Genomic DNA, 26,129 nt, shown 5'->3' on the forward strand with positions numbered 1-26,129 from the left:
CACGTCACTTTTTTTAATGCATGTAATAAGTTGTGCGAATTTCTTCTAATCGCTCCATTGCTTTATTATTATAAACAATGGTCTCAAGTTCTTTTTTTGAATACGTTCGTTTTTTAATATGAATAGAAAAGAACAAAATCGAAAAAGTCATTGTGTTACTGACCTCCTTTCGTAGGAGGTGCTAGTTTAGGTAAAGCCTGGCACCTCATCGATCATCATTAATAAATGTGTTTGCAGTTGGCATTGCGTAATTGTCATTATAGACACTCCTTTTCTAAAATTTTCCAGTAAATAGGCATAAAAAATACAGGTCCTCTTAAAAGGCATTAAAAGCCCTTCGTTTACCTGTTCACCGTATGCTAAGCCATATTTAAAAGAATGACTGTTAACGAATATAACGTGAACAAAACGAATCGTATGAAATTGGCTGTGCTGTTTTCATTGTCATAAACATTTTGTTCATCTCCTTTTTCATTAACTATTGTAAATCATAACGGATGTTCACAAATTTGTAAATATTTTTTTGGGAAAAAAGTGAATTTTTTTTGACGGCGTGTGCAAATTTCATCCCTGTTTGTCTGAATTTGTTTATGCTATAATAGGAAAGATGTGCTGGATTTCCTTATTAAAAGGAGAGTTGACGATGAAAGACGATAAAGAGATAATCAAGCTTCTTAGTTCAATCCGACATGATTGGTTGAATGCGATGCAGCTTATCAAGGGAAATGCTGCATTGGGAAACCACGATCGGGTCACAACGATTATCAATGAAATGGTCTTTCAAACTGCAAATGAAAGCCGGTTAAGTAGCCTGGATTTACCACAAGCTGCCGTAACCATTTTAATGCAAAAGTATATGCAAACGAATCATTTACTGGACGTTGAAATAGATGGAGAGCTATTCTCTTTAGCAAAGTATGACGAGCATTTAACTTGTGCGCTAAGGCAATTCTTTTTAGCTTATGACGCGATTGTAGAAAATGATACGAGTCAATTGCATATTTTCTTCACTTTTTTCGATTCTTCTTGTTTAATTGAAATCAGTTCTGACCAGATTTTAAACAGGCAGACATTGGATAATAGCCTAGCATCATTGGGTAAAATTAGTAAGCTAACAGCAATTGATCAACATACGTACGCAATTACAGCGCTACTAGAAGCTTAATAGCATCGAGCGTTATATAGAGGTGGAATAAAATGTTTATAGATAAAGTAAAGGTATATGCAAAAGGTGGCGACGGCGGGAATGGTATGGTCGCTTATCGTCGTGAAAAATATGTTCCTGATGGTGGACCTGCTGGTGGAGATGGAGGCCGGGGCGCCAATGTTGTGTTACAAGTAGATGAGGGATTACGGACATTGATGGACTTTCGTTATAACCGTCATTTTAAAGCAAAGCGTGGAGAACATGGAATGTCAAAAAACATGCATGGGAAAAACGCGAAAGACTTAGTGGTTTCAGTCCCTCCGGGAACGACAGTAACGGACGAAACGACAGGTGCACTAATTGCTGATTTAACGGAACACGGACAATCAGCTATTGTTGCAAAAGGTGGACGTGGTGGACGTGGAAACGTTCGATTTGCCACACCAGCAAACCCAGCTCCTGATCATGCTGAAAATGGAGAGCCAGGTATAGAACGAAATTTAGTTCTTGAACTCAAAGTATTGGCTGATGTTGGGCTAGTTGGCTTTCCGTCTGTTGGTAAATCGACATTGCTTTCAATTGTGTCTGCAGCGAAGCCAAAAATAGCTGATTATCATTTTACAACGATTACACCGAATTTAGGCGTTGTTGATACACAGGATAATCGTAGTTTTGTTATGGCGGATTTACCAGGATTAATTGAAGGCGCTCATGAGGGTGTAGGTCTTGGACACCAATTCTTACGTCATATTGAGCGTACACGTGTCATTGTGCATCTAATCGATATGTCGGCCATGGAAGGACGCGATCCAGTTGACGACTATAAAAAAATTACAGCAGAACTGGCACAGTATAATTATCGTTTAACAGAGCGCCCGCAAATTATTGTAGCTAATAAAATGGACATGCCAGATGCTGCTGAAAATCTAGAGCGATTTAAACAAGAAATGGACGAAGAGGTTCACATTCATCCAATGTCTGCGATTACGCGAGAGGGTGTAAGAGAGCTCCTTTTAGCGATAGCTGATGAGTTAGAGCATGCGCCGGAATTTCCACTCCATGATAAAGAAACAGATGAAGAAGCGCGAGTGGTGTATCGACATGAAACACCGGTTGATCCATTTATCATTACACGTGCTGATGATGGTGTCTATGAAGTGAGTGGTGCTGAGCTAGAGCGTGTATTTAAGATGACTGATTTTGCAAGAGACGAATCGGTACGACGATTTGCTCGAAAGCTAAGACGAATGGGTGTTGATGCGGCTTTACGTGAAAAAGGCGCTAAAGACGGTGATATGGTTCGAATTATGAAATTTGAATTTGAGTTTATTGACTAGCTAAGACGAATGAATACGAGTGGGGGGGATACGAAGGGTGAGTGACAATCAGTTTTTTCTAGTGAGAGAAGATATGTTAACCGATGCAATGCAGCGAACGTTAGAAGCAAAGGCACTACTTGCAACTGGAAAAGCAGCGAAGATTAATGAAGCCGTTCAGCTTGTAGGCATCAGTCGAAGTGCATTCTATAAATATAAGGATGGTATCTTCCCTTTTCATTCTGTTAATAAAGAACGTATTATTACGTTAATGATTAATTTAGAAGATCGATCCGGGACGTTATCAGAATTACTTCAAATTGTTGCGAGTACCGGAGCGAATATATTAACAATCAATCAAACGATTCCACTTCAAGGTCGAGCGAGCATTACCTTATCCGTGGATACCGCTCCAATTCAAATTGGGCTCCATGAGTTATTTGCAAAAATGAAATCACTTGAAGCAGTCGAGCGAGTAGAAATGGTTGGCTCTGGCTCGTAGATAAAGAGGGGAGTGGAGAGTAAAATGAAAAAAATCGGCTTTCTTGGACCAAGAGGAACCTTTACAGAAATGGCAGCGAAGTTTCTTTTCCCTCAAGATGAGAGAATACCGTTAAAAACCATACCAAGAACAATTGATTTAGCCTTTAATAAAGGAACAGATTATGCAGTTGTTCCAATCGAAAATGCGATCGAAGGAACTGTTAACGTCACCCTTGATTATTTAATCCATCAAAAACCAATGCCTATCGTTGGGGCGGTTTCAATTGGTATTGCACATCACTTATTGTCCGCTTCAAGAAAAGAATTTGCTTCTATTGCTCCAAAAAAAATCATCTCGCACCCGCAAGCATTGGCTCAATGTCATGCTTTTATACAGGAGCATTTTCCTGACGTCATAGTGGAGCATGCAGATTCGACGGCGCAGGCAGCTGCTTGGCTTGCGAAACATCAGCAAGATGATGTTTGTGTAATTGCAAACCGAGAGGCAGCGAATCTATACGGTCTCTCTATCGTCGCAGAAGACATTCATGATTACCGTGAAAATCAAACGCGATTTTTAGTCGTTTCGGCTAGTCATCAACAAGAGCAACTCGTAACGAAACAAGCCCACGTAGGTGAAGTAACGACACTAATGGTAACACTCCCGTCTGATTTTACAGGAGCGCTTCATCAAGTGTTATCTGCTTTTGCATGGCGGAAACTCAACTTATCTAAGATTGAGTCTCGTCCAACGAAAACAGGATTAGGTAACTATTTCTTTATTATTGATGTTCAACAGTTAATGGACGATGTACTATTACCTGGAGCGATTGCCGAATTGAACGCATTAGGCTGTAAAGTAGATGTGCTTGGAAGCTACTGTACGTATAGCGACCAACTTACGCGAGTAGAAAAATAAAAAAAACGCTGGACTCATGTAAATCGGTAAATCGATCTACATGAGGCTCAGCGTTTTTTTGTGGTATTTAACTTAGCCTATCATCTTATTCCTCTACTAAATAGCCTTTTTCCTTCAGATGTTGAAGTGCTCGCTCAATTTGTTGTTCAGTATCTGCTTCAACAGAATGTAGATGGATTCCGTTCGTTAATTGAGATAGTAAATAAGCACCTTCTTGCTGCAAGCGATCGCAAAAGGCATTCACATCTTGACGATTGGATAAACGTAATGTTCCTGTAATTTCACCATAAATAGGGTGTTCAATGATAACGTCTATTACGGTTAAGCCACTATCGACAAACGTATATAATTCGTCTCTTGTATCTTCAGGAGCGTGTTGAACAGCGATAAGACGCTTGATTCGCTGTTCTTTTTGCTGTTGTAAATACAGGTACCCTTGGGCTGTAGAAAAAATAGGCTCGCCTTTTGCTTTTAACAGCGACATATCTTGGACAATGACTTGGCGGCTAACACCTGAACGTTTAGCTAAATCACTTCCTGTTATCGGCTGACCTTCTTCAAGCAACCACTGTAAAATTGCAGAACGTCTTTCTGAGGATACTAATTTTTTTGGTTGGTTTTTCATCGTAATCACCTTGTTAATATTGTCTTAAACGTTTGAATCAAGAAAGAGATATCTTCTGATGTTGTTGGCTCTCCAAACGTAACGCGAACGTATTGTTGAGTATATTCAGCTGTATACCCAAGGGCCAGTAAAGCTTTAGAGGGCTCAGCTTGTCCAGCTCGACAAGCTGAACCAATCGCGATACATAATCCAGCTCGACTACATTCAAGCATAAATTGTTGACCGCTCCATCCGTGAACCATCATCCCTAGATGAAAAGGTAAACGGTTAGGAGGATTAGTGCCGACAATGGATACGTCTGTTCCTAACTCTGAGAGAATGGAGCACTGCCAACGAATGTGCTTAGTTGAGAGTGTTTCCCTAATAGACAATGCGTGCTCCAGTTCAACTGTAAAAGCAGCAATAGCTGGCAAGTCCACTGTACCTGGTCTCATCCCGTACTCATGGGTAACAGCTTGTAGAAACGGTTTAAAATAATGCTCAGGTGCTAAATAAATGATACCTAAACCTTTTGGAGCGTACAACTTATGAGCAGAGAAACTGGCTGCATCGACTAATGAGAGATCGATCTCAATCTTTCCTAAACCTTGAACACAATCACTATGAAATAGTATATCATGACTTCGTAAAATCTCACTAAGGATGTGTACATTCTGTATGGTGCCTACTTCGCTTGCTGCGATTGAAACTGAACAAAATACGGTGTCTTCGCGAATGACTGCTAGTAAAGATGGAATCGATACCTCACCAGTTGGAAGAACTTCCACATAATCAACGTCAAATCCTTGTGTTTGCAAATACAAAAAAGTGGATAAAACGGATGGATGCTCTGTCTTTGTTGTAAGGATATGTTTTCCTTTATGAATCAACGAACGCACTAAAGAGACAATGGCTAAAAAATTTGCTTCAGATCCTGATCCTGTAAAGTAGATTGCGTCCTTTGCCACATTTAACTGTGTTGCAATTCGCTCTCGGTAATAATGTAAATGCCATTCAGCATGAACCCCAAGTGTGTGGGCGCTCATGGGATTAGCGAATTGTTCTAATGCGCATTCTCGGTAAGCGGTAAGCGCCCTTTCTGACATTGGTGATGTAGAACTATAGTCAAAATAATGCATACTGGCTCCTTAAAATTATAGTTGTATTTTCTTTTATTCTATGTAAATATAGGTGACAAGACAAGTGTATATTTACACGAGTGGGAGGTTCAATTGAAAACCGTCATTATTATTGGATCTGGAATAGCTAGTTTAACTGCAGCACATAAGCTTGCTGACCATTTTAATGTGATTATTTTCACAAAGTCATCTTATAAAGAAAGTAACTCGGCCTTTGCTCAAGGTGGGATTGCGGCAGCCCTTGATAAGATGGACCATCCCATTCATCATTTTCAAGACACGTTAAGCGCCGGGAAAGGGGCTAATGACGTAAGGATGGTCAAGTTGATAACAGAAAAGGCTGGAAACCTCATTCATGAGCTTGAAGAGATAGGTGTGCAGTTTGATACGCAAAATGGGTATTACGCACTTGGCCGCGAAGGCGCACATCAAAAAAATCGAATCGTTCACGTAAAAGATCAAACAGGTAAAGCCATTATAGAAACCTTATGGGCGCGTGTTGCTCCTCGCGTAACTGTATACGAACATACAGAGGTAACGGGGTTGATTAGAAAAGGGGGTGTGGTCACGGGGATATGCACGTTAGAAAGAGAGTGGACCGCTTATGCTGTGGTATTGGCAACAGGAGGAGTAGGCCAACTTTACGCGTTAAATTCAAATGCAAGGACAGCTACAGGAGAAGGAATGTATCTCGCTTACCAAGCAGGTGCTGTGTTAAAAGATTTAGAATACATACAATTTCATCCAACGATTTTAAAGGGGAAATATTCGATCCTAATTAGTGAAGCTGTTCGTGGTGAAGGGGGCTATTTAATAAATGGAAAACAAGAGCGTCTAATGAGTCGGTATCCAAAAGGTGATTTAGAAGGAAGAGATCTCGTATCAGCTGTTCTTCATGAGGCAATCGTGCAAGGAGAAGACATTTATTTAGATGTAAGACATCTTCATTATTTTTCAACTCGTTTCCCATTTCTATATCAAGCATGTTTACAGAAGGGGATAGATCCAGCAAGAACCCCCATTCCGGTTGCGCCAGGTGCCCATTTTATTTGTGGAGGAGTGGAAGTAGACCAAGTCGGAAGAACGGCAGTTGGACACTTATATGCGATTGGTGAAGTAGCTTGTTCTGGCGTACATGGTGCAAACCGGCTTGCAAGCAATTCTTTACTTGAAGCAATTTATTTTGCAACAGCATGTGCAGACGACATAGTATCAGAATCTAAAAAAAACCCACCAGTACATCCGGATGATCCCTTTTCCCATGTGCTCGTGGACCCTCAGGAACATCTATTGCCTAAACGTGATGAATTGCAGCAGCGGATGATGCATCAAGTAGGCATAAAGCGCTCCCAGCAAGGCTTGCAGGAGATGCTAGAGTGGCTTGATGCATATCGAAGACAGCCTGCCTCATGTAAGCAATCCTTTGAGGATAAAGGTATGTTTGAAGTAGCGACCTTCATTACACGTGCGGCATTAACAAGGGAAGAATCAAGAGGAACCCATCAACGGAGCGACTTTTTAACGGAATCATCTAGTTGGAGAGAGCGAACAATTCGTTTTTGCTATGGGAAAATGTCCGTCATAACTCAAGGAGGTTTCTGTGAACAGCATTAAAGTAAAAGAAGCGCTAAAACAATTTATTTTAGAAGATATTGGCGATCGAGACGAAACGTCAGAAAGTATTTTTTCTAGATCAACCGTGACAGCAACTGCTGAAATAACCGCTAAAGAGTCAGGTGTATTTGCAGGTGCCCAAGTGATGAGTACGTATTTTTCTCTCTTTGATAATGACATTCAAACGTCCAGTTATAAAACAGAAGGACAGTTTATTGAAAAAGGGGATGTTCTTGCAACATTTGAAGGGAGCGTAAGTACCATTCTTCAAGGAGAACGTGTGTTACTAAATGTATTGCAACGTATGTGCGGCATTGCGTCAACGGTTCATTTAGCAAAGGAGCGCTTAAATGACCCTTCCATACGCTTGTGTGATACAAGAAAAACTGCACCAGGGCTTAGAATGTTTGATAAAGCAGCCTGTCGCGCTGGTGGTGGGTATAATCACCGAAATGGCTTACATGATGCTGTGATGTTAAAGGAGAATCATATTGCGGCTTGTGGTTCCATTTCAAAGGCTGTTCAACGTGTAAAAGCAATTGCAGGGCCGATGCTGAAAATTGAAGTAGAAACAACGAATGCCGAGGAAGTAAAAGAGGCTGTGGCGGCAAAAGCAGACGTCATTATGTTTGATAATGCTTCGCCTGACGAGATTCGCGCCTATCAACAACTCGTCCCACCTTCAATATTAACCGAAGCTTCCGGGGGAATTGATTTGTCAACGATACACCTATACAAAGGCACAGGAGTAAACTTTATGTCTTTAGGGTTTATCACCCATTCGGTAAAAGCACTTGATTTAAGCATGTTACTTAAGAGAGGGTGAAGCACAGTGGAACTGGTAAAACCAACAATTCTACCTGAGCACTACCGGACGATGTCAACGGAAGAGAAAGTAAAGCGAATACGCCAAGCAAAAGCCTACTTTGGTAGTGAATTACTAATACCAGGTCATCATTATCAAAGAGAAGAAGTCATTCAATTTGCGGATGCGACAGGGGATTCCTTGCAGCTTGCCCAATTATGTGCAAAAAGTGATGCAGCATTTATTGTGTTCTGTGGCGTTCATTTCATGGCGGAAACGGCTGACATGTTAACGAGTCGTCGTCAAACGGTTCTTTTACCTGATCTCGCAGCGGGCTGTTCTATGGCAGACATGGCAACCCATGCACAAACGAAACGAGCATGGAAAAGCTTAACAGAGCTTTACGGAAATACTCTTGTGCCATTAACGTATGTTAATTCAACTGCTGCTATTAAGGCTTTTTGCGGTGAACATGGTGGAGCTTGTTTAACGTCATCAAATGCAAAAGAAATGGTCAGCTGGGCGTTGGGTCAAAAAGAACGGCTCTTGTTTTTACCAGATCAACACCTTGGTCGCAATACAGCAGCTGAAATTGGCATTCCGCTTGAGCAAATGGCTGTTTGGTGTCCACACAAAAATGAGTTGGAACGAGTGGCTGACACTAGTCTAGAAGACATTAAAATCATTTTATGGAAAGGGCATTGCTCGGTTCATGAAAAATTTACTGTTACCCAGATTGATGAAAAGCGGGCGAAATCTCCTGATATGACTATTATTGTGCATCCTGAATGCAGTTATGACGTTGTTCAAGCTGCTGATGATGCAGGCAGTACACATCATATTATTCAAGTGATACAACAAGCTCATTCAGGATCAAAATGGGCGGTTGGCACAGAAATGAATTTGGTAAATCGGTTAGCTAAACAACACCCTGACAAACAAATTGAATCCTTAAACCCTTTTATGTGTCCTTGCTTAACAATGAATCGAATTGACCTTGAACATTTATGTTGGACGCTTGATTTATTACGTGAAGGTGTGTACCAATTTGAAATTAAAGTACCTGAAGCAATAACAAAGTATGCCAAAGTGGCCTTAGATCGCATGCTATTGTCAGTAAAATAAAATAAGTTGTCCTCGGCATATGCAATAAATTATTCTCATATTCTTTTCTGAAGGGAACATTATGGAAACAGTGCGCATAGTGTGTACGAATGCCTATAACAGGGGGGACGACCCAATGAGAATTCATATTGTACAAAAAGGGGACACTGTAGGAAAACTGGCCGATAAGTATGATTTATCGGTAAAGCAAATTAAACAAGCGAATTCAACGATTACAAATCCAGACGTATTAATGCCAGGAATGAAAGTGAAGATTCCTTCTCCAACAGTTGCTGTTCGAAAAGAAACATCTGTGAAAGAACCGAAAAAACCGCTACTAAATAAAAGTGAAAAACTTGAGCCATTAAAAAAACCAACTACAAATGCGACCGAATTAGACTCTATAAGTGCGTTGAAAACATTAGCCCAACCACCAAAACAGAGTGTTTCACAGGCGCCTGAACCGAAGCCTTTGCCGCCAAAGCCAGCGTGTTCATCATGTGGGACGTATCCAAAGTCACCAACATATGCCGCTAATCAGCAAGTGAGCGTAAGTAATCAGTCAACGATCCCGCAAGCGATGAATGAAAATCATCCTATGCACGAAATGGCTGGAAATCAACAGTCATTAATGAATCAATGGTCAACAACAAACGAATCTTCATCTGTTGAACCAATGATGAATACGACTAACGGAAATCACCACGCTCCTATGCAACAAGGAATGAGTGGAAACCACCACGCTTCTATGCAACAAGGAATGGGAGGAAACCACCACGCTCCTATGCAACAAGGAATGGGAGGAAACCACAACGCCCCTATGCAACAAGGGATGAGTGGAAATCACCACGCCCCTATGCAACAAGGAATGGGAGGAAACCACAACGCTCCTATGCAACAAGGAATGGGAGGAAACCACAACGCCCCTATGCAACAAGGGATGAGTGGAAATCACCACGCTCCTATGCAACAAGGAATGAGTGGAAACCACCACGCCCCTATGCAACAAGGAATGGGAGGAAACCACCACGCCCCTATGCAACAAGGAATGGGAGGAAACCACCACGCCCCTATGCAACAAGGAATGGGAGGAAACCACCACGCCCCTATGCAACAAGGAATGGGAGGAAACCACCACGCCCCTATGCAACAAGGAATGGGAGGAAACCACCACGCCCCTATGCAACAAGGAATGGGAGGAAACCACCACGCCCCTATGCAGCAAGGAATGAGTGGAAACCACAACGCTCCTATGCAACAAGGAATGGGAGGAAACCACCACGCCCCTATGCAACAAGGAATGGGAGGAAACCACAACGCCCCTATGCAACAAGGGATGAGTGGAAATCACCACGCCCCTATGCAACAAGGGGTGAATGATCAACACCATCATCCTACGTTTGTAAAAAAAGATGGACAGTGGAACACATCTAATCAAAGTTGGTTCTATCCACAAATGGATTCATACGCTCCACCAGTAGAGCAATACGGTCAAGTACAAAATGAGTATGGATATAGAGATGCACCTGCTCATAATCAAGCGCCACAATGGGAGACAATGAATGCAATGCAATCATCATATGCTCCTTATGAACCGAAAGAACAAGTGAATAATTATGATGAAAGAGATACTCAAGAAGATTAATTAAAACCCAACAACTAACAGATTAAAATTCCTCTTTTGGTGGACAATATCACTGAAAGGGGGATTTCAAATATGAAAAAAACAATAGCTTCTTTTCTATGTGCGGCAGTTATTACGACTGGTCTTACAGCTTGTAATGGTGGAAATCAAACGCAAGGGAATATGTATCGTGGTAGTGAAGCACAAATGGGGTATGATAACGGTGGATACGACTATAATGCGAATTATCCGTATTATGGAAACGGTGTCGGTGGGAAAGAGTATTATCAAAACAATCGTTTCTCACAAAAGAATGACCGTTTAAATAACCCAAAAGCCTACTATAACCAAAATCGTAAAATGGCTCATGGACGAGGAATAACTGGTAATGATCGACCTGGTATGGTTGATGAAAATGGTGTACTAAATCGCAAACATGACACGATGAGCGGTAGAGGCATGCAGTTTAAACGTTCGTCTATGCACAAAAAGACAACTGAAGCACACTATCATAAAGATTATGATGGAAAGCATATTAGCAGTTTAACAACTGAACTGAAAAAGATGGATGGCGTTCAAGATCCGCGTGTAATGGTCCATGGTGATGAAGTTGTTGTTGGTTATAAAACCAACGGCAAACAACATAACCTAGATCGTGATATGCATAAACACGTTCAACGTATTATGGGAGAAGACAAGCATGTAACCGTCACTACTGATAGGGATGCTTACACTTCTATGAGTAAAATGGATGACCGTTTACGAACAGGCGCTGCTTTTAAAGAAGTAGAAAATACGTTTCAAGACATGATGAAAGACTTAGGCCGTGCAGCAAAGAGACCGTTTGAAAAAAGTCGTTAAAAAAAGAAGGCATATGCCTTCTTTTTTTATGTGACAACCAGTGTTGCAGTCATATCTGCATGACCGCTCCCGCAAGGAATTGAACAAATAATGTCATACTCTCCAGGCGCTAAAGTAGCAATAGTAGAACCTTGCTTGTTAAGCACTACATCTTCGCCGCCATTCGCTTCTCGAATAATAATTCCATGGTTGCCACTTTCATTAATAAGTTCAATTGTTGTTTCGCCGGATGGGACAACATACTCTTCTTCGTCAAAATGCCAGTTAAGCGCTTTAATGGTTACGGTTTCATCCGTTTCCACGTTTTCATTCTGCGCATCATTTGCCTCATTGCCGCCACATGCTGCTAACAGCACAACAAAGATGAAACCTAGTACGTGTGAGACGATTTTTTTCATGAGATCACTCCTTTTTTCTACACTCTATTATGGCATGGTTTTCTTTTTACTAAAGGCGAAGATATGAAAATCCTGTGTCTTTTTAAGGAATAGAAGGAAGTGAAAATGGTAAGAATGGGTAGCATCTGCACATAGAAGGAGCGTATAACGTATGTACAAAAAAATCATCCATAAACACTGGATACCCTTCGTACTTGGGGCGTTTTCTGTTATTCTTTTTTATAGTACATTGATTATTTGGAATGAGAATGAACCAACAGAAATAAGCCGTCCTGATGCAGTGAGCGAACAGGCTGACAATGAAGTGGAGCTCTTGTTTGAAACCGTTTTTGCCGATGGCATTAGTCAAGAAGAAACGAGGAAAGAAGCAATTTATTCTTTACAAGATTTCTGGTATGAATACAGTAATTGGCAAGTGGTGGATCAGAAAAAAGGGTTTGTTCATTTTAAGCAGGAACTGCTTGATCTATCACCTGAGGTCAAGCAAAATGGCTATTTAGGCTTGTCCGATGATAACCGTTTAATTTTATACACGGGTCAACCTGAAGCGAAGAAAATTATTCAAACCTATGACCAACTGGAGCGGTACCCATTAACTCCTTCAGTTCAGCTTGCCCTTGCTGAAGGGATGAAAGTATCCACTGTTGCCGAATTAGTTGCGATTGTTGGCCAGGGCGCTCAATAAAACGAGCTAGGGTACGATCTTTTTTTCATGAAAAGCTTGTCGAAGAACCGATAAGCTTTTTTGAGCTGTTCTGACATTCGTTTTACCCACTATTATGGCTTAAAAAGAAGCGGAGAGTGTGCTACTATAGAAATAAATGTTCGGTTTTTTTTGGAGGAGAATACATGATTGACTTTATAAAAGGTGTATTAGTGGAGGTTGAACCCTCGCATCTTGTGATTGAAACAACAAATGGTATTGGCTATCAAATTATTTGTGCTAATCCATATAGATTCACTGGGCAAAAAAATCAGACGATAACGGTAGTGACTCATCACTATGTGCGAGAAGGTTTTCAGCGCTTATATGGATTTAAACATAAGCAGGAACGTAGCTTATTTGAAAAATTATTGAGTGTATCAGGAATAGGACCAAAAGGCGCTTTAGCGGTTTTAGCAGCTGGTCAAACAGATCAAATCGTGGAAGCGATTGAGCGGGAGGATGAAGCGCTGCTAACGAGATTCCCAGGAATCGGAAAGAAAACAGCTAGGCAAATCATTTTAGATTTAAAGGGAAAACTAGAAGATTTTACAACCGCATCATTGTTACAAGAGGCACCTTTAGCTACTTCTAACCAAGAAAACGATCAGCTAGCTGACGCACTTGAAGCGTTGAAAGCACTAGGATATGTTGATCGAGAGCTAAATAAAGTGAAGAAAAAGCTAATTGGGGAAGATCTTGAAACCGACGAGTACATCAAGCGTGCATTAGCACTTATGCTTCGTACATAGAAGGGGGTAAACAGGCATGGATGAGCGAGTCGTTTCGGCTGAATCAACAGTAACTGAAGAAATTACGGAACAACAGCTTCGCCCGGCTTTGCTAAAGGAGTACATCGGTCAAGACGAAGTAAAAGACAATTTATCCATTTTTATGAAAGCAGCGAAGCTAAGACAAGAAGCATTGGATCATGTACTTTTATATGGGCCTCCAGGTCTCGGAAAAACGACCCTTGCTGCCATTATTGCTCATGAAATGGGTGGTCAGATTAAAACAACAGCAGGTCCCGCCATTGAGCGTGCAGGTGATTTAGCCGCTATCCTCACATCTCTTGAGCCTGGGGATGTCTTATTTATTGATGAGATTCATCGTTTAAACCGTGTGATAGAAGAAATCCTATATCCAGCAATGGAAGACTTTTGCATTGATATTGTCATTGGAAAAGGACCAACAGCTAGATCTGTCCGTCTTGATTTACCCCCGTTTACGTTAGTTGGTGCGACAACGAAGGCTGGAATGATTTCAGCACCGTTGCGAGATCGTTTCGGAGTATTGGCGAGACTAGATTATTACAAACCGGATGATTTAGCGAAGATTATTCATCGCTCTGCTTATGTGTTTGACGTTGAGTTAACAAAGGAGGCAGAGGTTGAAATTGCAAGAAGGTCAAGAGGGACACCGCGAATTGCTAATCGATTATTAAAGCGTGTCAGAGATTTTGCTCAGGTCGATGGACATGATCGAATTTCTTTAGACATGGCAAAACACGCCCTTGAACGCCTTCAAGTTGATCCATTAGGACTTGATCATATAGATGAAAAACTAATAAAAGGCATTATCCATCGTTTTAATGGTGGACCAGTTGGAATTGAAACCATTGCGGCTTCAATTGGCGAGGAGGCCGATACGATCGAAGAAGTGTATGAACCCTATCTTCTTCAAATAGGATTTATTCAACGTACGCCTCGTGGTCGAGTGGCAACCCCAAGTAGTTATACTCATTTCGAGTTGGAGTATCGTAAAGATGGGTAGAACACTTATGATTGTTGGCGCCATTATACTGGCAATTGGACTCATTTGGGAATTGGCAGGTCGATTTATCCCGCTAGGCAAATTACCAGGGGACTTCCTTTTTAAAAGCGGAAATACAACGATTTACTTCCCAATTGTTACGTGTATTATTATTAGCGTAGTACTCTCGCTTATACTATCTTTCATCAGGAGATGACAGGCTTGCGGTTTTGCGCATTCAACGGTATGCTAGTAGGAGTTTTGACTAGAGAATAAGTAAAAAGGTGATTGGCTTGAATGTAAACGATTTTGATTTTTATTTACCTGAAGAACTCATTGCGCAAACGCCCCTTGAAGCGAGAAGTCAATCAAGACTTCTTGTACTTGATCGGGATCGCTCGGAACTTTATGATTCTTCGTTTACACAGCTTGTAAACGAAGTTGCCACTGGTGATTGTTTAGTATTAAATGATACAAAAGTGTTGCCTGCTCGGTTAATTGGCGAAAAAAATGAGACAGGTGCAGTAATTGAATTTTTACTGTTAAAACAAACGACTGGTGATTGCTGGGAGACATTAGTGAAGCCAGCTAAACGTGTTAAACTAGGAACGGTTATTACGTTTGGCGATGGACAGCTTATGGCAACTTGTGTGGAAGAAAAAGAAGACGGTGGAAGAATTGTAGAGTTTTCTTATGATGGTTTGTTCTATGAACTACTTGATGAGCTAGGAACAATGCCGCTTCCGCCTTATATTAAAGAACGTTTAGAAGATCAGGACCGCTATCAAACAGTGTATGCAAAGCAATTAGGCTCTGCCGCTGCACCAACAGCAGGTCTTCACTTTACAACAGATTTACTTAATGCACTTAAACAAAAAGGGGTTTCAATTGTTTATTTAACACTTCATGTAGGGCTAGGAACGTTTCGTCCAGTAAGTGCAGATGATGTTCTTGATCACAAGATGCATGAGGAATATTATGAGTTAACGGAAGAAGCTGCAAAGACGTTGCAGGAGACGAAAGAAAGAGGGAATCATATTATTGCAGTAGGTACCACTTCTGCAAGAACCCTCGAAACCATTGCCAGTAAGCATGGAAGATTTGTTGCGGAAACTGGTTGGACGTCCATTTTTATTTATCCTGGCTACACGTTTAAAGGGATTGATGGTTTAGTGACGAACTTCCATCTCCCAAAATCTACACTGGTGATGCTAGTAAGCGCTATGACAGGAAAAGACTTTTTATTAGGTGCCTATGCTCACGCTGTAAAAAATAACTATCGGTTTTTTAGTTTTGGGGATGCGATGTTTATTCGCCCTCTTGTTAAAGGAGAAATTAGAAATTGACTGTGCCAATTACGTACGAACATATAAAAACATGTAAACAAACAGGAGCTAGATTAGGAAGAGTGCACACACCGCATGGTACGTTTGAAACACCGATGTTCATGCCAGTTGGAACAATGGCAACGGTAAAGACGATGAGTCCAGAAGATTTAAAGGCGATGGATGCACAAATTATTTTAAGCAATACGTATCATCTTTGGCTACGACCGGGACAAGATATTATCGAAGAAGCAGGTGGCTTGCACACATTCATGAACTGGGATAAGCCGATTTTAACGGATTCCGGTGGTTTTCAAGTATTTAGTTTAAGTGATTTGCGTAAAATTGAAGAAGAAGGGGTTCATTTCCGCAACCATTTAAGCGGTGAAAAGCTCTTCTTATCTCCAGAAAAAGCAATGCAAATTCAGCACTCTCTTGGTTCGGATATTATGATGGCTTTTGATGAATGTCCGCCCTATCCTGCTGACTATAGCTATATGCGACAATCAGTCGAGCGGACGAGTAGATGGGCAGAGCGGTGCCTATCAGAACATCATCAGTCCGGTAAATCATCCATTCAAGGGTTATTCGGGATTATTCAAGGCGGCGAATATGAAGAACTTCGTAAACAGAGCGCGAAAGATTTGACATCACTTGATTTCCCCGGTTATGCTGTAGGTGGACTGTCTGTGGGAGAACCAAAAGACGTCATGAATCGTGTGCTTGAATTTACAACGCCTTTAATGCCAGCGGATAAACCGCGTTATTTAATGGGTGTTGGTTCGCCTGATTCACTTATTGACGGGGTGATAAGAGGAATTGACATGTTTGATTGTGTCTTACCTACCCGCATTGCACGAAATGGTACTTGCATGACAAGTGAAGGAAGATTAGTTGTCCGTAATGCGAAGTTTGCCCGCGATTTTCGTCCGCTTGATGAGAATTGTGATTGCCACGTTTGCCGCACTTATAGTCGCGCTTACATTAGGCACTTAATTAAGTGTGAGGAAACATTCGGTTTCCGTTTAACAACGTATCACAATTTGTACTTCTTATTGCAGCTGATGAAAAAAGTCAGACAAGCCATTATGGAAGATCGACTTCAAGATTTTCGTGACGAATTTTTTGAGAGCTATGGATTTAATAAAGAGAATGCCAAAAACTTTTAAACGGTATCACTCTTTAGTCAAGGAAGGAGGAGTTTTTCAATGAATGAGGGCGCTAGTTTATTACTGACGATGCTACCGTTTATCGGAATTATCGTTTTGTTTTACTTCTTGTTAATTCGTCCACAGCAAAAGCAGCAAAAGAAAGTTCGTGAAATGCATGCAGCTTTACAGCGTGGAGATAAAATCATCACAATTGGTGGTTTACATGGGGTAATTGACTCAATTGACGAAACGGTTGTTGTTCTTTTAGTCAATGACAATCGTAAGTTAACGTATGATCGTTCAGCGATCCGTGAAGTCGTACAATCCGACTAATAACAAAAAGCAAGGTGTAGCGTATCCGCTCACCTTGCTTTTTTACGATTCGTCTGGGGAAAGATTAACGCCAATAACGCCCCCTAATGCAGCAATCCCGCAATATGCAGCAAATAAAATCATTTGCTTTACGGTTAGTGCCTCATTGTATCCTAAGTAACTAATAGCGGTAGCTAGTAAGCAAAAGAATATGGCACATAAACTGCCAGCGAGCCAACCCTTTGTTCTCGCTTTTCCTCCTGAAATAAAGCCACCAACAAATAAAGCGAGAAACGCAATCGCGATCATAAGCCAACCAACTGATTGTTCGGTTAATGATGTGAGTGATAATAAAGTTGCAATAATGGCTGCCGAAACGATTGCAATGCCAAGGGCAAAGCTTAGTCCGATAAAGATAGCCGGAAAAAATCGATGAACCATCCTGTCACCTGCTTTCTTATTTTCTTCTCTTCTCTATACATACATATGTATGGACAACAAGAACATGCTGTCTAGCATAAAACTTTCTTGAGAGGGCATAGTAGCATCAAGATAGGGGGGATAGGGTTGGTTATTCATTTAAGAAGTACGCAAATGGCGTTTGTATTAATAAAAGCGATAAGAGATTCTCTCCTATATGGGATGGTCTTAGTAATGAGAGTCATACGAAAGATAGGCAGTAGGCTAAATCGTCAAGTGCATGGACCAGAGCTGCCTACAGATAATAAAATGAAGGGCCAACGGGCTATTCCGGTAATAGTGGATGGAAAAGTGTATCGAACCGGATTAGCTGAACTAGAACGTACTGAATTATGGCTCCGGCAACGTATAAAGGCATTTGGGTTCCATGACATTAAACAAATTTCTTATTGCTCTATTCGAGCAAAAGACCGTTTTTTTATTGATCCTTATTAAAGATTGGGTGAAATACAGTGGTTAAGTGACGATACAGGCGCTTCTTTCCTCACATAGTATAGGTTGTATAACTATGGGAGGAGGGTTACTGTTGAGCGATAACTTTAAAATGTGTCAAGATCATATGGGTAAATGCGTCTATATTACGGAGCGCTGTGGCAAACGCCATTATGGTCGTATTACAAAAGTCGATCGTAATAACGTCTATATACAGCCTCTAGGAAACCGAGGGTTTGGTTACGGATATGGCTATGGATGGGGATATGGTATCGGGTATCCAATTGCTTTAGGTGCCATTGCTGGAATTGCATTAGCTGGATTGTTTTTCTGGTAAGAAAAAAAGTGCTAGAGCGAAACTCTCTTTAAGAGAGGGTTCCTCCTAGCACTTTTTTTATTGTGCACTATTTTTTCCTTGTAAATAATCGAAGTTCTGTTTTTGTAATGAGCTGAAGACTAAACATACCTAGAAGATAAAAGGTTGTTGTTAATCCGATGCTGATGATCGTTCGAACAGTATAAGATAACGATAGAAGAAGCGTATCGTTTAGAAGTTTGGCGAGAAGACCGGTCGCGACAATGAGTAGCGTCAATTTTATAATCGGTACAATGTGGAAGAAGAAACCAGTTGTTTTGGCAATAGAGGCAAAGTGTAACAGTGTCACAAGCACAAAACCAACTACAATAGCTAATGCCGCACCCATAATCCCAAAACTTGGGTTAGAGGCAAGTGCAAAAATCGCGCCTGTCTTAATAATCGCGCCGATTAAACTGTTCATCATAGACACTTTCGCATAGTTTAGTGCCTGAAGGGCTGCTTGCAAAGGTCCTTGTAAATATAAGAACAACGCAAATGGAGCCATGATTTTCAGAAGACTAGCAGCTTCTGGGGCATGATACATAATCGTCATTAGCTCACTAGCAAACACATATAAAATAACAACACAAATGCCACCTGACAGTAGGCTAATCCGTATAGCTTGCTCAAGTCGATGATGAACAAGAGTATGCTTTTGCTGAGCCACTGCTTCACTTAAGTTCGGAAGTAAAGACACGGACAGCGAGTACGTAATAAAAGTGGGCAAAGTAAGTAAAGGCACTACATAACCAACAAGTAAACCGTATTGCTGGGTCGCAATAATTGTAGCCGTTCCTGCTAGCGCTAAACTTTGGGCAACAACAATTGGTTCAAAAAATAAAGCAGTTGTACCGATTAAACGACTACCAGTTGTTGGTAGTGCGATTGTAAGTAAATCAGAGAATGTTTTCTTTTCACCTTTCATGCTGGAAAAGAAATGTTTACGAAATCGAAAAGGTTTTTTAGCTTTAAATAAATAAACCATATACAGTAATGACGCAAGTTCTCCACAAATGGCTGAGAGCATCGCTCCAGCGGCTGCATATTCAATACCAAGAGGTAGGAAAGCAAGGCTTAAAACAGCAACTAATGTGATTCGGACAATCTGTTCAATGACTTGCCCGTATGCAGTAGGCTTCATATTTTGTAAGCCTTGAAAGTACCCTCTTAGAACGGAAGAGAGGGCAATAATAGGCACAATTGGTATGATTGCATATAGTGGATAAATTGCTCGAGTATCCGTTAACAAGGTTGTGGCGATAATGGGAGCGAGTAATAAAAGTGAAATGGTAAAGAAAATGGAAAGCACGCCTGTTATCGCAAGGGAAACAACGAGTATTTTTTTGATTCGGTACGCTTCGTTTCGTGCTTCAGCCTCTGCAACAAGTTTGGCAATTGCGACAGGCAGTCCCATTTGTGTTAACGTTAAAAGCAGTAACATCGTTGGGATGGCCATCATATAGAGACCAACACCTTCAGGGCCGAGAATACGAGCCATGACTATTCGATTAATGAATCCAAGTAATTTAGTGAAAAAGCCAGCAATAATTAAGATTAAAGTACCTTTAAGAAATGATTGTTTACTCATTGGAATCCTGCCTTTTCTATACGTCTCCTATTACTATGCTTATGCAGTGAGGGACAGGACATGACAAGCTTGTAAAACAGATTCTCATATCGTTTAATAGTGATAGCAGGATTTGAGTAATTTTGTTAGTATATGTATGATGACAGTTTTTTTTCAGGAGATGAGGGTGAAGCATGGGTGAAAAGCAGCAGTTTGAAGTATGGCAGGAAGACGTTGCGCCTATCCTGTCAATTAAGAAAGACGAATTCCACGAGCTAGGCTATGATCGTGTGACGACAGCTGACCTTTGGTTGTATATCGTCGATAAGCAGAAGAAGCGGAAAACGTTTATGCCTTTCTATGCGTTTGTCGATGAATTGCTGTCTATTAAACCCCAAGATTATATGACTTGGCTTACTGTAAATACATATAAAGAACCGATTGATTGGTTTAAAGAGTTTGAAGCGGCGACTGAAACAAAAGGGATAGGCAGCTAGAATGGAGGATTAATCGAATGAAAATTAAAAAAGGCCAAATTGCGCTCTTCTTTGTCATTGTGGCGATATTGGCCGCAGGGGTCAGCTATTTGGCGCGACCTGTTCTTCAAGATGTGAATTTAGGTCTTGACTTACAAGGTGGGTTTGAAGTTCTTTATGAAGTAGAGGCGATGCATGAAGGGGATGTCATTGACGAGCAAGCGTTATTGTCAACAACAACTGCTTTAAATGAGCGTGTTAATACTATTGGTGTGTCAGAACCAACGATTCAAATAGAAGGGGACAACCGTATACGAGTGCAGCTAGCAGGGGTAGAGGATCAAGAATCTGCTCGTGACATTTTATCTACTGGTGGCGATTTAACGATTCGTGATGTGGAAGATAATATTCTACTAGACGGTAGTGATTTAACGCAAAATGGTGCAAGTGCGACCCTTAATGCGGATACAAATCAACCTATTGTAACACTGACGTTGGAAGATGCTGATAAATTTGGGGCTATCACACGAGAGCTCTCTCAACAACCACAGGGTGAAAATTTACTTGTCATGTGGCTTGATTTTGAAGAAGGTGATAGTTATGAAGAAGAGGCAATGAAGGCTGACCCGAAGTTCCTTTCTGCTGCTTCTGTTAGACAAACACTGCAAACCCGTAATGTGCAAATAGAAGGTCAATTTACAACAGAAGAGACGCGATTTTTAGCAGAAATTCTGAATGCCGGAGCGCTTCCTGTTGAATTAAATGAAATTTATTCAACGTCCGTTGGAGCGTCTCTCGGTGAGCAGGCAATGAAACAAACAGTTAATGCTGGATTAATCGGTGTAGCGCTTATTTTCATCTATATGGCGTTGTATTATCGCTTCCCAGGTATCATTGCGATTATTACGTTAAGTGTTTATACGTTCTTAGTACTAGTTGTGTTTAATGCGCTAAATGCAGTGTTAACATTACCTGGAATTGCTGCTTTAATCTTAGGAATTGGAATGGCTGTTGATGCGAATATTATTACGTACGAACGAGTTCGAGAAGAAATAAAGACAGGGAAATCCATCATGTCTGCTTTTAGAGTTGGTGGAAGACGCTCATTTGCAACTATTTTCGATGCAAATATTACAACACTCATCGCCGCAGGGGTAATGTTTTACTTTGGTACAAGTTCGGTTCAAGGTTTTGCGGTTATGCTTATAATCAGCATCCTCGTTAGTTTCTTGACCGCCGTATGGGGCTCTCGTTTATTGCTAGGTTTATGGGTCAATAGTAAATTTTTAAACAAACGCCCAGGTTGGTTTGGAGTTAAGCGAGGTGAGATCGATGAGGTTTAGTCCGGAAAAATGGAATGTTGATTTAACAAAGCATCGGAATAAATTTTTTATTGGTTCAGGATTAACTATTGTCATTGGCGTTATTCTTTTAGTTACAATGGGATTAAATTTAGGTGTTGATTTTGAAAGTGGTTCAAATGTTGAGATTCAAACAAATGAAACACTGACCGAAGAACAAATTTTGGCCGATTTTGAGGCAATTGAGATTGATAATTCATATGTGCCAAACGTCACTCTTGGTGGTGATCAAAGCCAAAATGCAACGGCTCGGTTCGTTGATGAATTTTCACAACAAGAGATTGCTGTCATTCAGTCCTATTTCAATGAAACATATGGAAGTTCACCAAATATAAGTACAGTATCACCACTTGTTGGAGAAGAGTTAGCGCGAAATGCCATTATTTCCGTTTTAATTGCTTCAGTTGGTATTGTGCTTTATATAGCAGTTCGATTTCAATTTCTTTATGGTGTTTCCGCTATTATCGGGCTGTTACATGATGCGTTTATCGTTATTGCGTTGTTCAGCTTATTACAAGTGGAGATTAATGTTCCGTTTATAGCGGCCATTTTAACAGTTGTCGGGTATTCTATTAACGACACCATCGTAACATTTGACCGAATGAGGGAAAATGTAAACAAAGAAAAAGACATTGAGAGCTTTCAACAGCTAGCGCAAATCGTTAACAAAAGTTTACTGCAAGTTGTAACGCGCTCCATTAATACAGTACTAACCGTTATGTTTGCGGCAGTTGCACTTTTTCTTTTTGGTGGAGAAGCCATTCGTTCATTCGCGTTAGCCCTTGTAATTGGACTAGCAGCGGGTACGTATTCTTCTATGTTCCTATGTGCACAAATGTGGCTCGTATGGGAATGGAAGCGATTGGTCAGACTAAAAAACAAACCGAAAAAAGTAGAAGAAGATTATGTATAAAAGAATAGGTCGGTGAACGGAATGAAAGGGCAAACGTATTTTATCATCGGTGTGATCGCAGCTATATTAATTGCCGTCTTCTCAGTATTAAACGTGGAGAGTGTACCGGTTAACTTGCTTTTTGTGCAAACAGATTGGCCGCTCATCCTTATTATTCTTTTTTCCGTTTTACTCGGCGCTATTGTTGCTTTTGCCCTCTCCGGTCTTAAGCTGCATCAGCAGAAATTAGAGATTAAACGTTTAAAAGAACAAGCGACAACACCTTTAGAGAACGAATCTACTGAGACGAAAAGTCGTTTGCGCAAGGAAAAAGATCATACAAAAGACTAATTTTCGATTATTGATACCCCTCGCCGACTCCTGTATAATAGGAGGGTCGAGGGGTGTTTTACGTATGTTGCAACCAAACGCAAGGTGGCGCATTTTAGAGCAAGATACAACAGAAGTAACGAATTTAGTAAATGAATTAAATCTTTCCCAAGTTGCCGCGAGGCTTTTGGTTAATAGAGGTTTTACTAATCCAGAAACTGCAAGTGAATTTCTAATGAAAGATGAACCAGCGTTTCTTGATCCATTTTTATTAAAGGGAATGGCGGAAGCTGTTAATCGAATTCAATCTGCAGTCGAGAAAAATGAACAAATTCTTGTATTCGGAGATTATGATGCTGATGGTGTAAGCTCAACTGCTGTTCTCGTTACCGCTTTAAAAATGATTGGAGCGGGCTGTGACTACTATATCCCAAACCGCTTTACTGAGGGATACGGACCGAATAATCCAGCGCTTCAGTGGGCAAAAGATGAAGGCTACTCTCTTGTCATTACAGTAGATACAGGAATTTCTGCTGTAACACAAGCCGATTTTGCCAAAGAAATTGGGTTGGATTTTATTGTTACGGATCATCATGAACCACCGCCAACACTTCCAAATAGTTATACAACGATTAATCCGAAGCAACCTGGCTGCACGTATCCTTTTAAGGAATTAGCAGGTGTGGGTGTCGCATTTAAAGTGGCACATGGACTACTAGGGCGTGTTCCAAACGAGTTGCTCGACTATGCCGTTATTGGAACGATTGCTGATCTTGTTCCATTGGTCGGAGAGAATCGTTTGCTTGCTAAAAAGGGCCTTCGTGCATTTCAAACATCAGATAAAACAGGTATCCAAGCGTTAAAAGATGTATGTGGTATGACTGCTGGAGAAGTGGAAGCTGATCATATTGGCTTTGCCATTGGACCAAGGCTGAATGCTGCTGGTCGATTGGATTCAGCCATTCCGGCTGTTGAACTGCTACTTGCTGAAAGTCGAGAAGAAGCGGATGAATTAGCTACGGAAATAGATCGCTTAAATAAGGAACGCCAAAAAGTTGTAAACGACATATCGAAAGAAGCAATGGATGTTGTTCAGGAGATGGATGGAATTCCAGAAGCCCTTGTTGTTGCAAAAGAAGGCTGGAATGCAGGGGTAATCGGAATTGTTGCATCTCGACTAGTCGAGAAATTTTATCGTCCAACCATTGTACTAACAATTGATCCAGAGACGGGCTTAGCTAAGGGATCTGCTCGAAGCATTGAGGGTTTTGACATGTTTGCAGAATTATCAAAAAGTCGAGATATCCTTCCTCACTTTGGTGGGCATCCAATGGCTGCAGGGATGACGTTACAAAGCGAACATGTTGATAGCTTGCGTGAACGACTCATCGAGCAGGCAAAAACAGGTCTAGCGCCAGAAGCGTTTATACCAATAACCACCATTGATTTAACGGTAGCTGTTGATGATGTCACCATTGATGTGCTAAAAGAAATAGAAGAGCTATCTCCTTTCGGTGTAGAGAATGCAAAGCCAAAAGTGTTAATTGATGATGTGAAGCTTGCAGATATTAAACGAATTGGTAGTGATTCGAGTCATTTGAAATTTCAGTTTGCTGGAGAAGAGAAGACGCTGGATGGAATTGCGTTTCGTAAAGGTGATTTATTTGAACATATTACGCCACAAGCAAGCGTGTCTGCAGTTGGGACGCTGTCAATTAATGAGTGGAACGGTCGAGTGAAGCCACAGCTAATAGTGGATGACCTTGCTGTGAAACAATGGCAGCTCTTTGATTGGCGAAGCTTACAATTGAATCGAGTAGGAGCACGATTAGAAGATTTACCTGCTGAAAAGTCAATTGTTATTGCTTTCCAAGAAAAAACCTTTGCAGCATGTCAAGAGCGAGGCATTGTAGTCTATCGCTCAAGTGATCCTTTACCTTCTTTTACAAATAAATATATTGTCATACTGGATGTACCGTCACATCGGGAAGAGCTTTATTGCCTATTTGAAGAGGGTAGTAAGCCTAGTCGAATCTATGTTGTTTTTTCCGAAGAAGAAGAATCGTTTTTTAAAACGAATCCAAATCGAGATCAATTCAAATGGTATTACGCATTTCTAAAGAAACGACAGTCATTTAAGATAGCTGATCTTAAAAAGCTTGAGGCGCATAAAGGATGGTCCTCTGAAACCACTTCATTTATGAACCAAGTATTTATTGATTTAGGCTTTATTCAAATGGATGATCAGTATTTGACTATTGTTGAAGCACCAGCAAAAAAAGCCTTAAGTGATTCAAAAACGTATCAAGCAAAACAAGAACAAACGTGGCTCGAAAATGAACTCGTTTATGCTTCTTATGGGCAACTTAGAGAGTTATTTTCAGAACGAATAGGAAGCAATGCTTCACAGAAGAAGGAGACGATCGTACATGGATTATAAAAAACATATTACAATTGTTGAGGATTGGCCACAAAAAGGCATTCGGTTTAAAGACATCACCACGTTAATGCAAAACGGACCAGCTTATAAAAAGGCTATTATGGAGCTCACTGAGTATGCCAAAAAACAACAAGCTGATGTTATTGTTGGACCAGAAGCAAGAGGATTCGTTGTTGGTTGTCCAATTGCAACAGAGCTAGAGCTTGGTTTTGTTCCAGTAAGAAAAAAAGGGAAACTACCAAGAGAGGTTATTGAGTGCGATTACGGTCTAGAATATGGAAAAGATTGTTTAACAATTCATAAAGATAGCATTCAACCTGGACAGCGTGTTGTGATCACAGACGACCTTCTTGCAACAGGCGGTACCATAGAAGCAACAACTAAACTTGTTGAAGAGCTTGGTGGAGAAGTTGTTGGCCTGGCATTCCTAATTGAACTTGCTTACATTGATGGACGTAAAAAGCTTGAGCAATATGATATTTTCTCACTTACAACGTACGAATAAAAAAGGGAAAACGACTGTTCACGAAACAGTC

At 40.8% G+C, this 26,129-nt stretch carries 30 protein-coding genes; 24 read left to right on the forward strand and 6 right to left on the reverse strand.

The window, feature by feature from the left end:
- Nucleotides 1-13 precede the first annotated feature (13 nt).
- The gene (locus tag FPV17_RS07960; RefSeq protein ID WP_081762162.1) at nt 14-151 is read right to left on the reverse strand and encodes a YrzI family small protein; all 138 of its coding nucleotides are present in this window, start codon (nt 149-151) and stop codon (nt 14-16) included.
- A 492-nt stretch (nt 152-643) separates the two neighbouring features.
- Between FPV17_RS07960 and FPV17_RS07965 the strand changes: the two genes are divergently transcribed.
- From FPV17_RS07965 to pheA, 4 genes are read left to right on the forward strand one after another with little or no spacing between them, the layout of a single operon-like run.
- Nucleotides 644-1,165, forward strand: coding sequence for a Spo0B domain-containing protein (locus tag FPV17_RS07965; protein ID WP_052008002.1), 522 nt, complete (start codon nt 644-646; stop codon nt 1,163-1,165).
- A gap of 32 nt (nt 1,166-1,197) precedes the next feature.
- The gene (gene obgE / locus FPV17_RS07970) at nt 1,198-2,484 is read left to right on the forward strand and encodes a GTPase ObgE (protein WP_035395210.1); all 1,287 of its coding nucleotides are present in this window, start codon (nt 1,198-1,200) and stop codon (nt 2,482-2,484) included.
- A 37-nt stretch (nt 2,485-2,521) separates the two neighbouring features.
- Nucleotides 2,522-2,965 carry a transcriptional regulator ThrR gene (gene thrR / locus FPV17_RS07975; RefSeq protein ID WP_035395209.1) on the forward strand — a complete coding sequence of 148 codons (444 nt, stop codon included), beginning with the start codon at nt 2,522-2,524 and terminating at the stop codon, nt 2,963-2,965.
- Between the two features lie 24 nt (nt 2,966-2,989).
- Nucleotides 2,990-3,865 carry a prephenate dehydratase gene (pheA, locus tag FPV17_RS07980; protein ID WP_035395208.1) on the forward strand — a complete coding sequence of 292 codons (876 nt, stop codon included), beginning with the start codon at nt 2,990-2,992 and terminating at the stop codon, nt 3,863-3,865.
- A gap of 85 nt (nt 3,866-3,950) precedes the next feature.
- Here the strand turns inward: pheA and FPV17_RS07985 are convergent, their stop codons facing one another.
- Nucleotides 3,951-4,490, reverse strand: coding sequence for a transcription repressor NadR (locus FPV17_RS07985; RefSeq protein WP_035395207.1), 540 nt, complete (start codon nt 4,488-4,490; stop codon nt 3,951-3,953).
- 5 nt (nt 4,491-4,495) lie between these two features.
- A complete protein-coding gene (locus FPV17_RS07990) occupies nt 4,496-5,608 on the reverse strand; it encodes an IscS subfamily cysteine desulfurase (protein WP_144558691.1) in 1,113 nt (370 codons plus the stop codon).
- 93 nt (nt 5,609-5,701) lie between these two features.
- On the opposite strand from FPV17_RS07990, the gene nadB reads away from it, so the two are divergent.
- The 5 genes from nadB to FPV17_RS08015 all read left to right on the forward strand — a co-directional run bounded on the left by nadB (nt 5,702) and on the right by FPV17_RS08015 (nt 11,616).
- A complete protein-coding gene (nadB, locus tag FPV17_RS07995; RefSeq protein ID WP_186370755.1) occupies nt 5,702-7,222 on the forward strand; it encodes an L-aspartate oxidase in 1,521 nt (506 codons plus the stop codon).
- Nucleotides 7,209-8,048 carry a carboxylating nicotinate-nucleotide diphosphorylase gene (gene nadC / locus FPV17_RS08000; protein WP_144558693.1) on the forward strand — a complete coding sequence of 280 codons (840 nt, stop codon included), beginning with the start codon at nt 7,209-7,211 and terminating at the stop codon, nt 8,046-8,048. The genes nadB and nadC overlap by 14 nt, the downstream gene beginning before the upstream one ends.
- Nucleotides 8,049-8,099: 51 nt before the next feature.
- Complete coding sequence (nadA, locus tag FPV17_RS08005) at nt 8,100-9,152, forward strand: quinolinate synthase NadA (protein ID WP_144560446.1); 1,053 nt, start codon at nt 8,100-8,102, stop codon at nt 9,150-9,152.
- A gap of 115 nt (nt 9,153-9,267) precedes the next feature.
- Nucleotides 9,268-10,776, forward strand: a complete 1,509-nt coding sequence (locus FPV17_RS08010) for a LysM peptidoglycan-binding domain-containing protein (protein ID WP_186370756.1) — start codon at nt 9,268-9,270, stop codon at nt 10,774-10,776.
- A gap of 72 nt (nt 10,777-10,848) precedes the next feature.
- Nucleotides 10,849-11,616: a YhcN/YlaJ family sporulation lipoprotein gene (locus FPV17_RS08015; protein WP_144558695.1), complete on the forward strand. Its 768-nt coding sequence runs from the start codon at nt 10,849-10,851 to the stop codon at nt 11,614-11,616.
- Nucleotides 11,617-11,642: 26 nt separating this feature from the next.
- Here FPV17_RS08015 and FPV17_RS08020 read toward each other — a convergent pair whose 3' ends face one another.
- The gene (locus FPV17_RS08020) at nt 11,643-12,014 is read right to left on the reverse strand and encodes a cupredoxin domain-containing protein (RefSeq protein ID WP_035399069.1); all 372 of its coding nucleotides are present in this window, start codon (nt 12,012-12,014) and stop codon (nt 11,643-11,645) included.
- A 151-nt stretch (nt 12,015-12,165) separates the two neighbouring features.
- On the opposite strand from FPV17_RS08020, the gene FPV17_RS08025 reads away from it, so the two are divergent.
- The 7 genes from FPV17_RS08025 to yajC all read left to right on the forward strand — a co-directional run bounded on the left by FPV17_RS08025 (nt 12,166) and on the right by yajC (nt 17,278).
- Nucleotides 12,166-12,699, forward strand: a complete 534-nt coding sequence (locus tag FPV17_RS08025; protein ID WP_144558696.1) for a BofC C-terminal domain-containing protein — start codon at nt 12,166-12,168, stop codon at nt 12,697-12,699.
- Between the two features lie 164 nt (nt 12,700-12,863).
- Nucleotides 12,864-13,469 (forward strand): Holliday junction branch migration protein RuvA, encoded by a 606-nt coding sequence (gene ruvA / locus FPV17_RS08030; RefSeq protein WP_144558697.1) that lies wholly within the window; start codon nt 12,864-12,866, stop codon nt 13,467-13,469.
- Nucleotides 13,470-13,485: 16 nt separating this feature from the next.
- Nucleotides 13,486-14,490 carry a Holliday junction branch migration DNA helicase RuvB gene (ruvB, locus tag FPV17_RS08035; protein WP_060705967.1) on the forward strand — a complete coding sequence of 335 codons (1,005 nt, stop codon included), beginning with the start codon at nt 13,486-13,488 and terminating at the stop codon, nt 14,488-14,490.
- Nucleotides 14,483-14,686, forward strand: a complete 204-nt coding sequence (locus tag FPV17_RS08040; protein WP_035398834.1) for a DUF2905 domain-containing protein — start codon at nt 14,483-14,485, stop codon at nt 14,684-14,686. Before ruvB ends, FPV17_RS08040 begins: the two co-directional genes overlap by 8 nt.
- Nucleotides 14,687-14,762: 76 nt before the next feature.
- Nucleotides 14,763-15,815, forward strand: coding sequence for a tRNA preQ1(34) S-adenosylmethionine ribosyltransferase-isomerase QueA (gene queA, locus FPV17_RS08045; RefSeq protein WP_144558698.1), 1,053 nt, complete (start codon nt 14,763-14,765; stop codon nt 15,813-15,815).
- 2 nt (nt 15,816-15,817) lie between these two features.
- Nucleotides 15,818-16,963 (forward strand): tRNA guanosine(34) transglycosylase Tgt, encoded by a 1,146-nt coding sequence (gene tgt, locus FPV17_RS08050; RefSeq protein ID WP_144560447.1) that lies wholly within the window; start codon nt 15,818-15,820, stop codon nt 16,961-16,963.
- Between the two features lie 39 nt (nt 16,964-17,002).
- Nucleotides 17,003-17,278 carry a preprotein translocase subunit YajC gene (gene yajC / locus FPV17_RS08055; RefSeq protein ID WP_035398832.1) on the forward strand — a complete coding sequence of 92 codons (276 nt, stop codon included), beginning with the start codon at nt 17,003-17,005 and terminating at the stop codon, nt 17,276-17,278.
- A gap of 42 nt (nt 17,279-17,320) precedes the next feature.
- Here yajC and FPV17_RS08060 read toward each other — a convergent pair whose 3' ends face one another.
- The gene (locus FPV17_RS08060) at nt 17,321-17,698 is read right to left on the reverse strand and encodes a TIGR04086 family membrane protein (protein ID WP_052008347.1); all 378 of its coding nucleotides are present in this window, start codon (nt 17,696-17,698) and stop codon (nt 17,321-17,323) included.
- 126 nt (nt 17,699-17,824) lie between these two features.
- Between FPV17_RS08060 and FPV17_RS08065 the strand changes: the two genes are divergently transcribed.
- Nucleotides 17,825-18,172: a YetF domain-containing protein gene (locus FPV17_RS08065; RefSeq protein WP_144558699.1), complete on the forward strand. Its 348-nt coding sequence runs from the start codon at nt 17,825-17,827 to the stop codon at nt 18,170-18,172.
- Between the two features lie 109 nt (nt 18,173-18,281).
- The gene (locus tag FPV17_RS08070; RefSeq protein WP_371836664.1) at nt 18,282-18,506 is read left to right on the forward strand and encodes a hypothetical protein; all 225 of its coding nucleotides are present in this window, start codon (nt 18,282-18,284) and stop codon (nt 18,504-18,506) included.
- Between the two features lie 67 nt (nt 18,507-18,573).
- Here FPV17_RS08070 and spoVB read toward each other — a convergent pair whose 3' ends face one another.
- Nucleotides 18,574-20,115 (reverse strand): stage V sporulation protein B, encoded by a 1,542-nt coding sequence (gene spoVB / locus FPV17_RS08075; protein ID WP_144558700.1) that lies wholly within the window; start codon nt 20,113-20,115, stop codon nt 18,574-18,576.
- 173 nt (nt 20,116-20,288) lie between these two features.
- Here spoVB and FPV17_RS08080 point away from each other — a divergent pair, with 173 nt between their 5' ends.
- From FPV17_RS08080 to FPV17_RS08105, 6 genes are all read left to right on the forward strand, one after another.
- Nucleotides 20,289-20,591 carry a post-transcriptional regulator gene (locus FPV17_RS08080; RefSeq protein ID WP_060705969.1) on the forward strand — a complete coding sequence of 101 codons (303 nt, stop codon included), beginning with the start codon at nt 20,289-20,291 and terminating at the stop codon, nt 20,589-20,591.
- A gap of 17 nt (nt 20,592-20,608) precedes the next feature.
- Nucleotides 20,609-21,913 (forward strand): protein translocase subunit SecD, encoded by a 1,305-nt coding sequence (gene secD / locus FPV17_RS08085; protein WP_144558701.1) that lies wholly within the window; start codon nt 20,609-20,611, stop codon nt 21,911-21,913.
- Complete coding sequence (gene secF / locus FPV17_RS08090; RefSeq protein ID WP_144558702.1) at nt 21,903-22,844, forward strand: protein translocase subunit SecF; 942 nt, start codon at nt 21,903-21,905, stop codon at nt 22,842-22,844. Before secD ends, secF begins: the two co-directional genes overlap by 11 nt.
- A gap of 21 nt (nt 22,845-22,865) precedes the next feature.
- Nucleotides 22,866-23,174 (forward strand): LapA family protein, encoded by a 309-nt coding sequence (locus FPV17_RS08095; protein ID WP_035396077.1) that lies wholly within the window; start codon nt 22,866-22,868, stop codon nt 23,172-23,174.
- Nucleotides 23,175-23,238: 64 nt separating this feature from the next.
- Nucleotides 23,239-25,593, forward strand: coding sequence for a single-stranded-DNA-specific exonuclease RecJ (recJ, locus tag FPV17_RS08100; protein ID WP_144558703.1), 2,355 nt, complete (start codon nt 23,239-23,241; stop codon nt 25,591-25,593).
- On the forward strand, nt 25,583-26,098 hold the full coding sequence (locus FPV17_RS08105) for an adenine phosphoribosyltransferase (RefSeq protein WP_144558704.1): 516 nt from the start codon (nt 25,583-25,585) through the stop codon (nt 26,096-26,098). Before recJ ends, FPV17_RS08105 begins: the two co-directional genes overlap by 11 nt.
- Nucleotides 26,099-26,129 lie beyond the last annotated feature (31 nt).

It is taken from the genome of Shouchella miscanthi, from assembly GCF_007725405.1.
GTDB classification, from domain to species: Bacteria; Bacillota; Bacilli; order Bacillales; family Bacillaceae_D; genus Shouchella; species Shouchella hunanensis.

What these genes read in the sequence shown, in the direction of transcription:
- FPV17_RS07960 (WP_081762162.1), bottom strand. Translation starts at nt 151, where the DNA reads ATGACTTTTTCGATTTTGTTCTTTTCTATTCATATTAAAAAACGAACG.
- FPV17_RS07965 (WP_052008002.1), top strand. Translation starts at nt 644, where the DNA reads ATGAAAGACGATAAAGAGATAATCAAGCTTCTTAGTTCAATCCGACAT.
- obgE (WP_035395210.1), top strand. Translation starts at nt 1,198, where the DNA reads ATGTTTATAGATAAAGTAAAGGTATATGCAAAAGGTGGCGACGGCGGG.
- pheA (WP_035395208.1), top strand. Translation starts at nt 2,990, where the DNA reads ATGAAAAAAATCGGCTTTCTTGGACCAAGAGGAACCTTTACAGAAATG.
- FPV17_RS07985 (WP_035395207.1), bottom strand. Translation starts at nt 4,490, where the DNA reads ATGAAAAACCAACCAAAAAAATTAGTATCCTCAGAAAGACGTTCTGCA.
- FPV17_RS07990 (WP_144558691.1), bottom strand. Translation starts at nt 5,608, where the DNA reads ATGCATTATTTTGACTATAGTTCTACATCACCAATGTCAGAAAGGGCG.
- nadA (WP_144560446.1), top strand. Translation starts at nt 8,100, where the DNA reads ATGTCAACGGAAGAGAAAGTAAAGCGAATACGCCAAGCAAAAGCCTAC.
- FPV17_RS08010 (WP_186370756.1), top strand. Translation starts at nt 9,268, where the DNA reads ATGAGAATTCATATTGTACAAAAAGGGGACACTGTAGGAAAACTGGCC.
- FPV17_RS08015 (WP_144558695.1), top strand. Translation starts at nt 10,849, where the DNA reads ATGAAAAAAACAATAGCTTCTTTTCTATGTGCGGCAGTTATTACGACT.
- FPV17_RS08020 (WP_035399069.1), bottom strand. Translation starts at nt 12,014, where the DNA reads ATGAAAAAAATCGTCTCACACGTACTAGGTTTCATCTTTGTTGTGCTG.
- FPV17_RS08025 (WP_144558696.1), top strand. Translation starts at nt 12,166, where the DNA reads ATGTACAAAAAAATCATCCATAAACACTGGATACCCTTCGTACTTGGG.
- ruvA (WP_144558697.1), top strand. Translation starts at nt 12,864, where the DNA reads ATGATTGACTTTATAAAAGGTGTATTAGTGGAGGTTGAACCCTCGCAT.
- ruvB (WP_060705967.1), top strand. Translation starts at nt 13,486, where the DNA reads ATGGATGAGCGAGTCGTTTCGGCTGAATCAACAGTAACTGAAGAAATT.
- FPV17_RS08040 (WP_035398834.1), top strand. Translation starts at nt 14,483, where the DNA reads ATGGGTAGAACACTTATGATTGTTGGCGCCATTATACTGGCAATTGGA.
- yajC (WP_035398832.1), top strand. Translation starts at nt 17,003, where the DNA reads ATGAATGAGGGCGCTAGTTTATTACTGACGATGCTACCGTTTATCGGA.
- FPV17_RS08060 (WP_052008347.1), bottom strand. Translation starts at nt 17,698, where the DNA reads ATGGTTCATCGATTTTTTCCGGCTATCTTTATCGGACTAAGCTTTGCC.
- FPV17_RS08070 (WP_371836664.1), top strand. Translation starts at nt 18,282, where the DNA reads ATGTGTCAAGATCATATGGGTAAATGCGTCTATATTACGGAGCGCTGT.
- spoVB (WP_144558700.1), bottom strand. Translation starts at nt 20,115, where the DNA reads ATGAGTAAACAATCATTTCTTAAAGGTACTTTAATCTTAATTATTGCT.
- FPV17_RS08080 (WP_060705969.1), top strand. Translation starts at nt 20,289, where the DNA reads ATGGGTGAAAAGCAGCAGTTTGAAGTATGGCAGGAAGACGTTGCGCCT.
- secD (WP_144558701.1), top strand. Translation starts at nt 20,609, where the DNA reads ATGAAAATTAAAAAAGGCCAAATTGCGCTCTTCTTTGTCATTGTGGCG.
- secF (WP_144558702.1), top strand. Translation starts at nt 21,903, where the DNA reads ATGAGGTTTAGTCCGGAAAAATGGAATGTTGATTTAACAAAGCATCGG.
- FPV17_RS08095 (WP_035396077.1), top strand. Translation starts at nt 22,866, where the DNA reads ATGAAAGGGCAAACGTATTTTATCATCGGTGTGATCGCAGCTATATTA.
- recJ (WP_144558703.1), top strand. Translation starts at nt 23,239, where the DNA reads ATGTTGCAACCAAACGCAAGGTGGCGCATTTTAGAGCAAGATACAACA.
- FPV17_RS08105 (WP_144558704.1), top strand. Translation starts at nt 25,583, where the DNA reads ATGGATTATAAAAAACATATTACAATTGTTGAGGATTGGCCACAAAAA.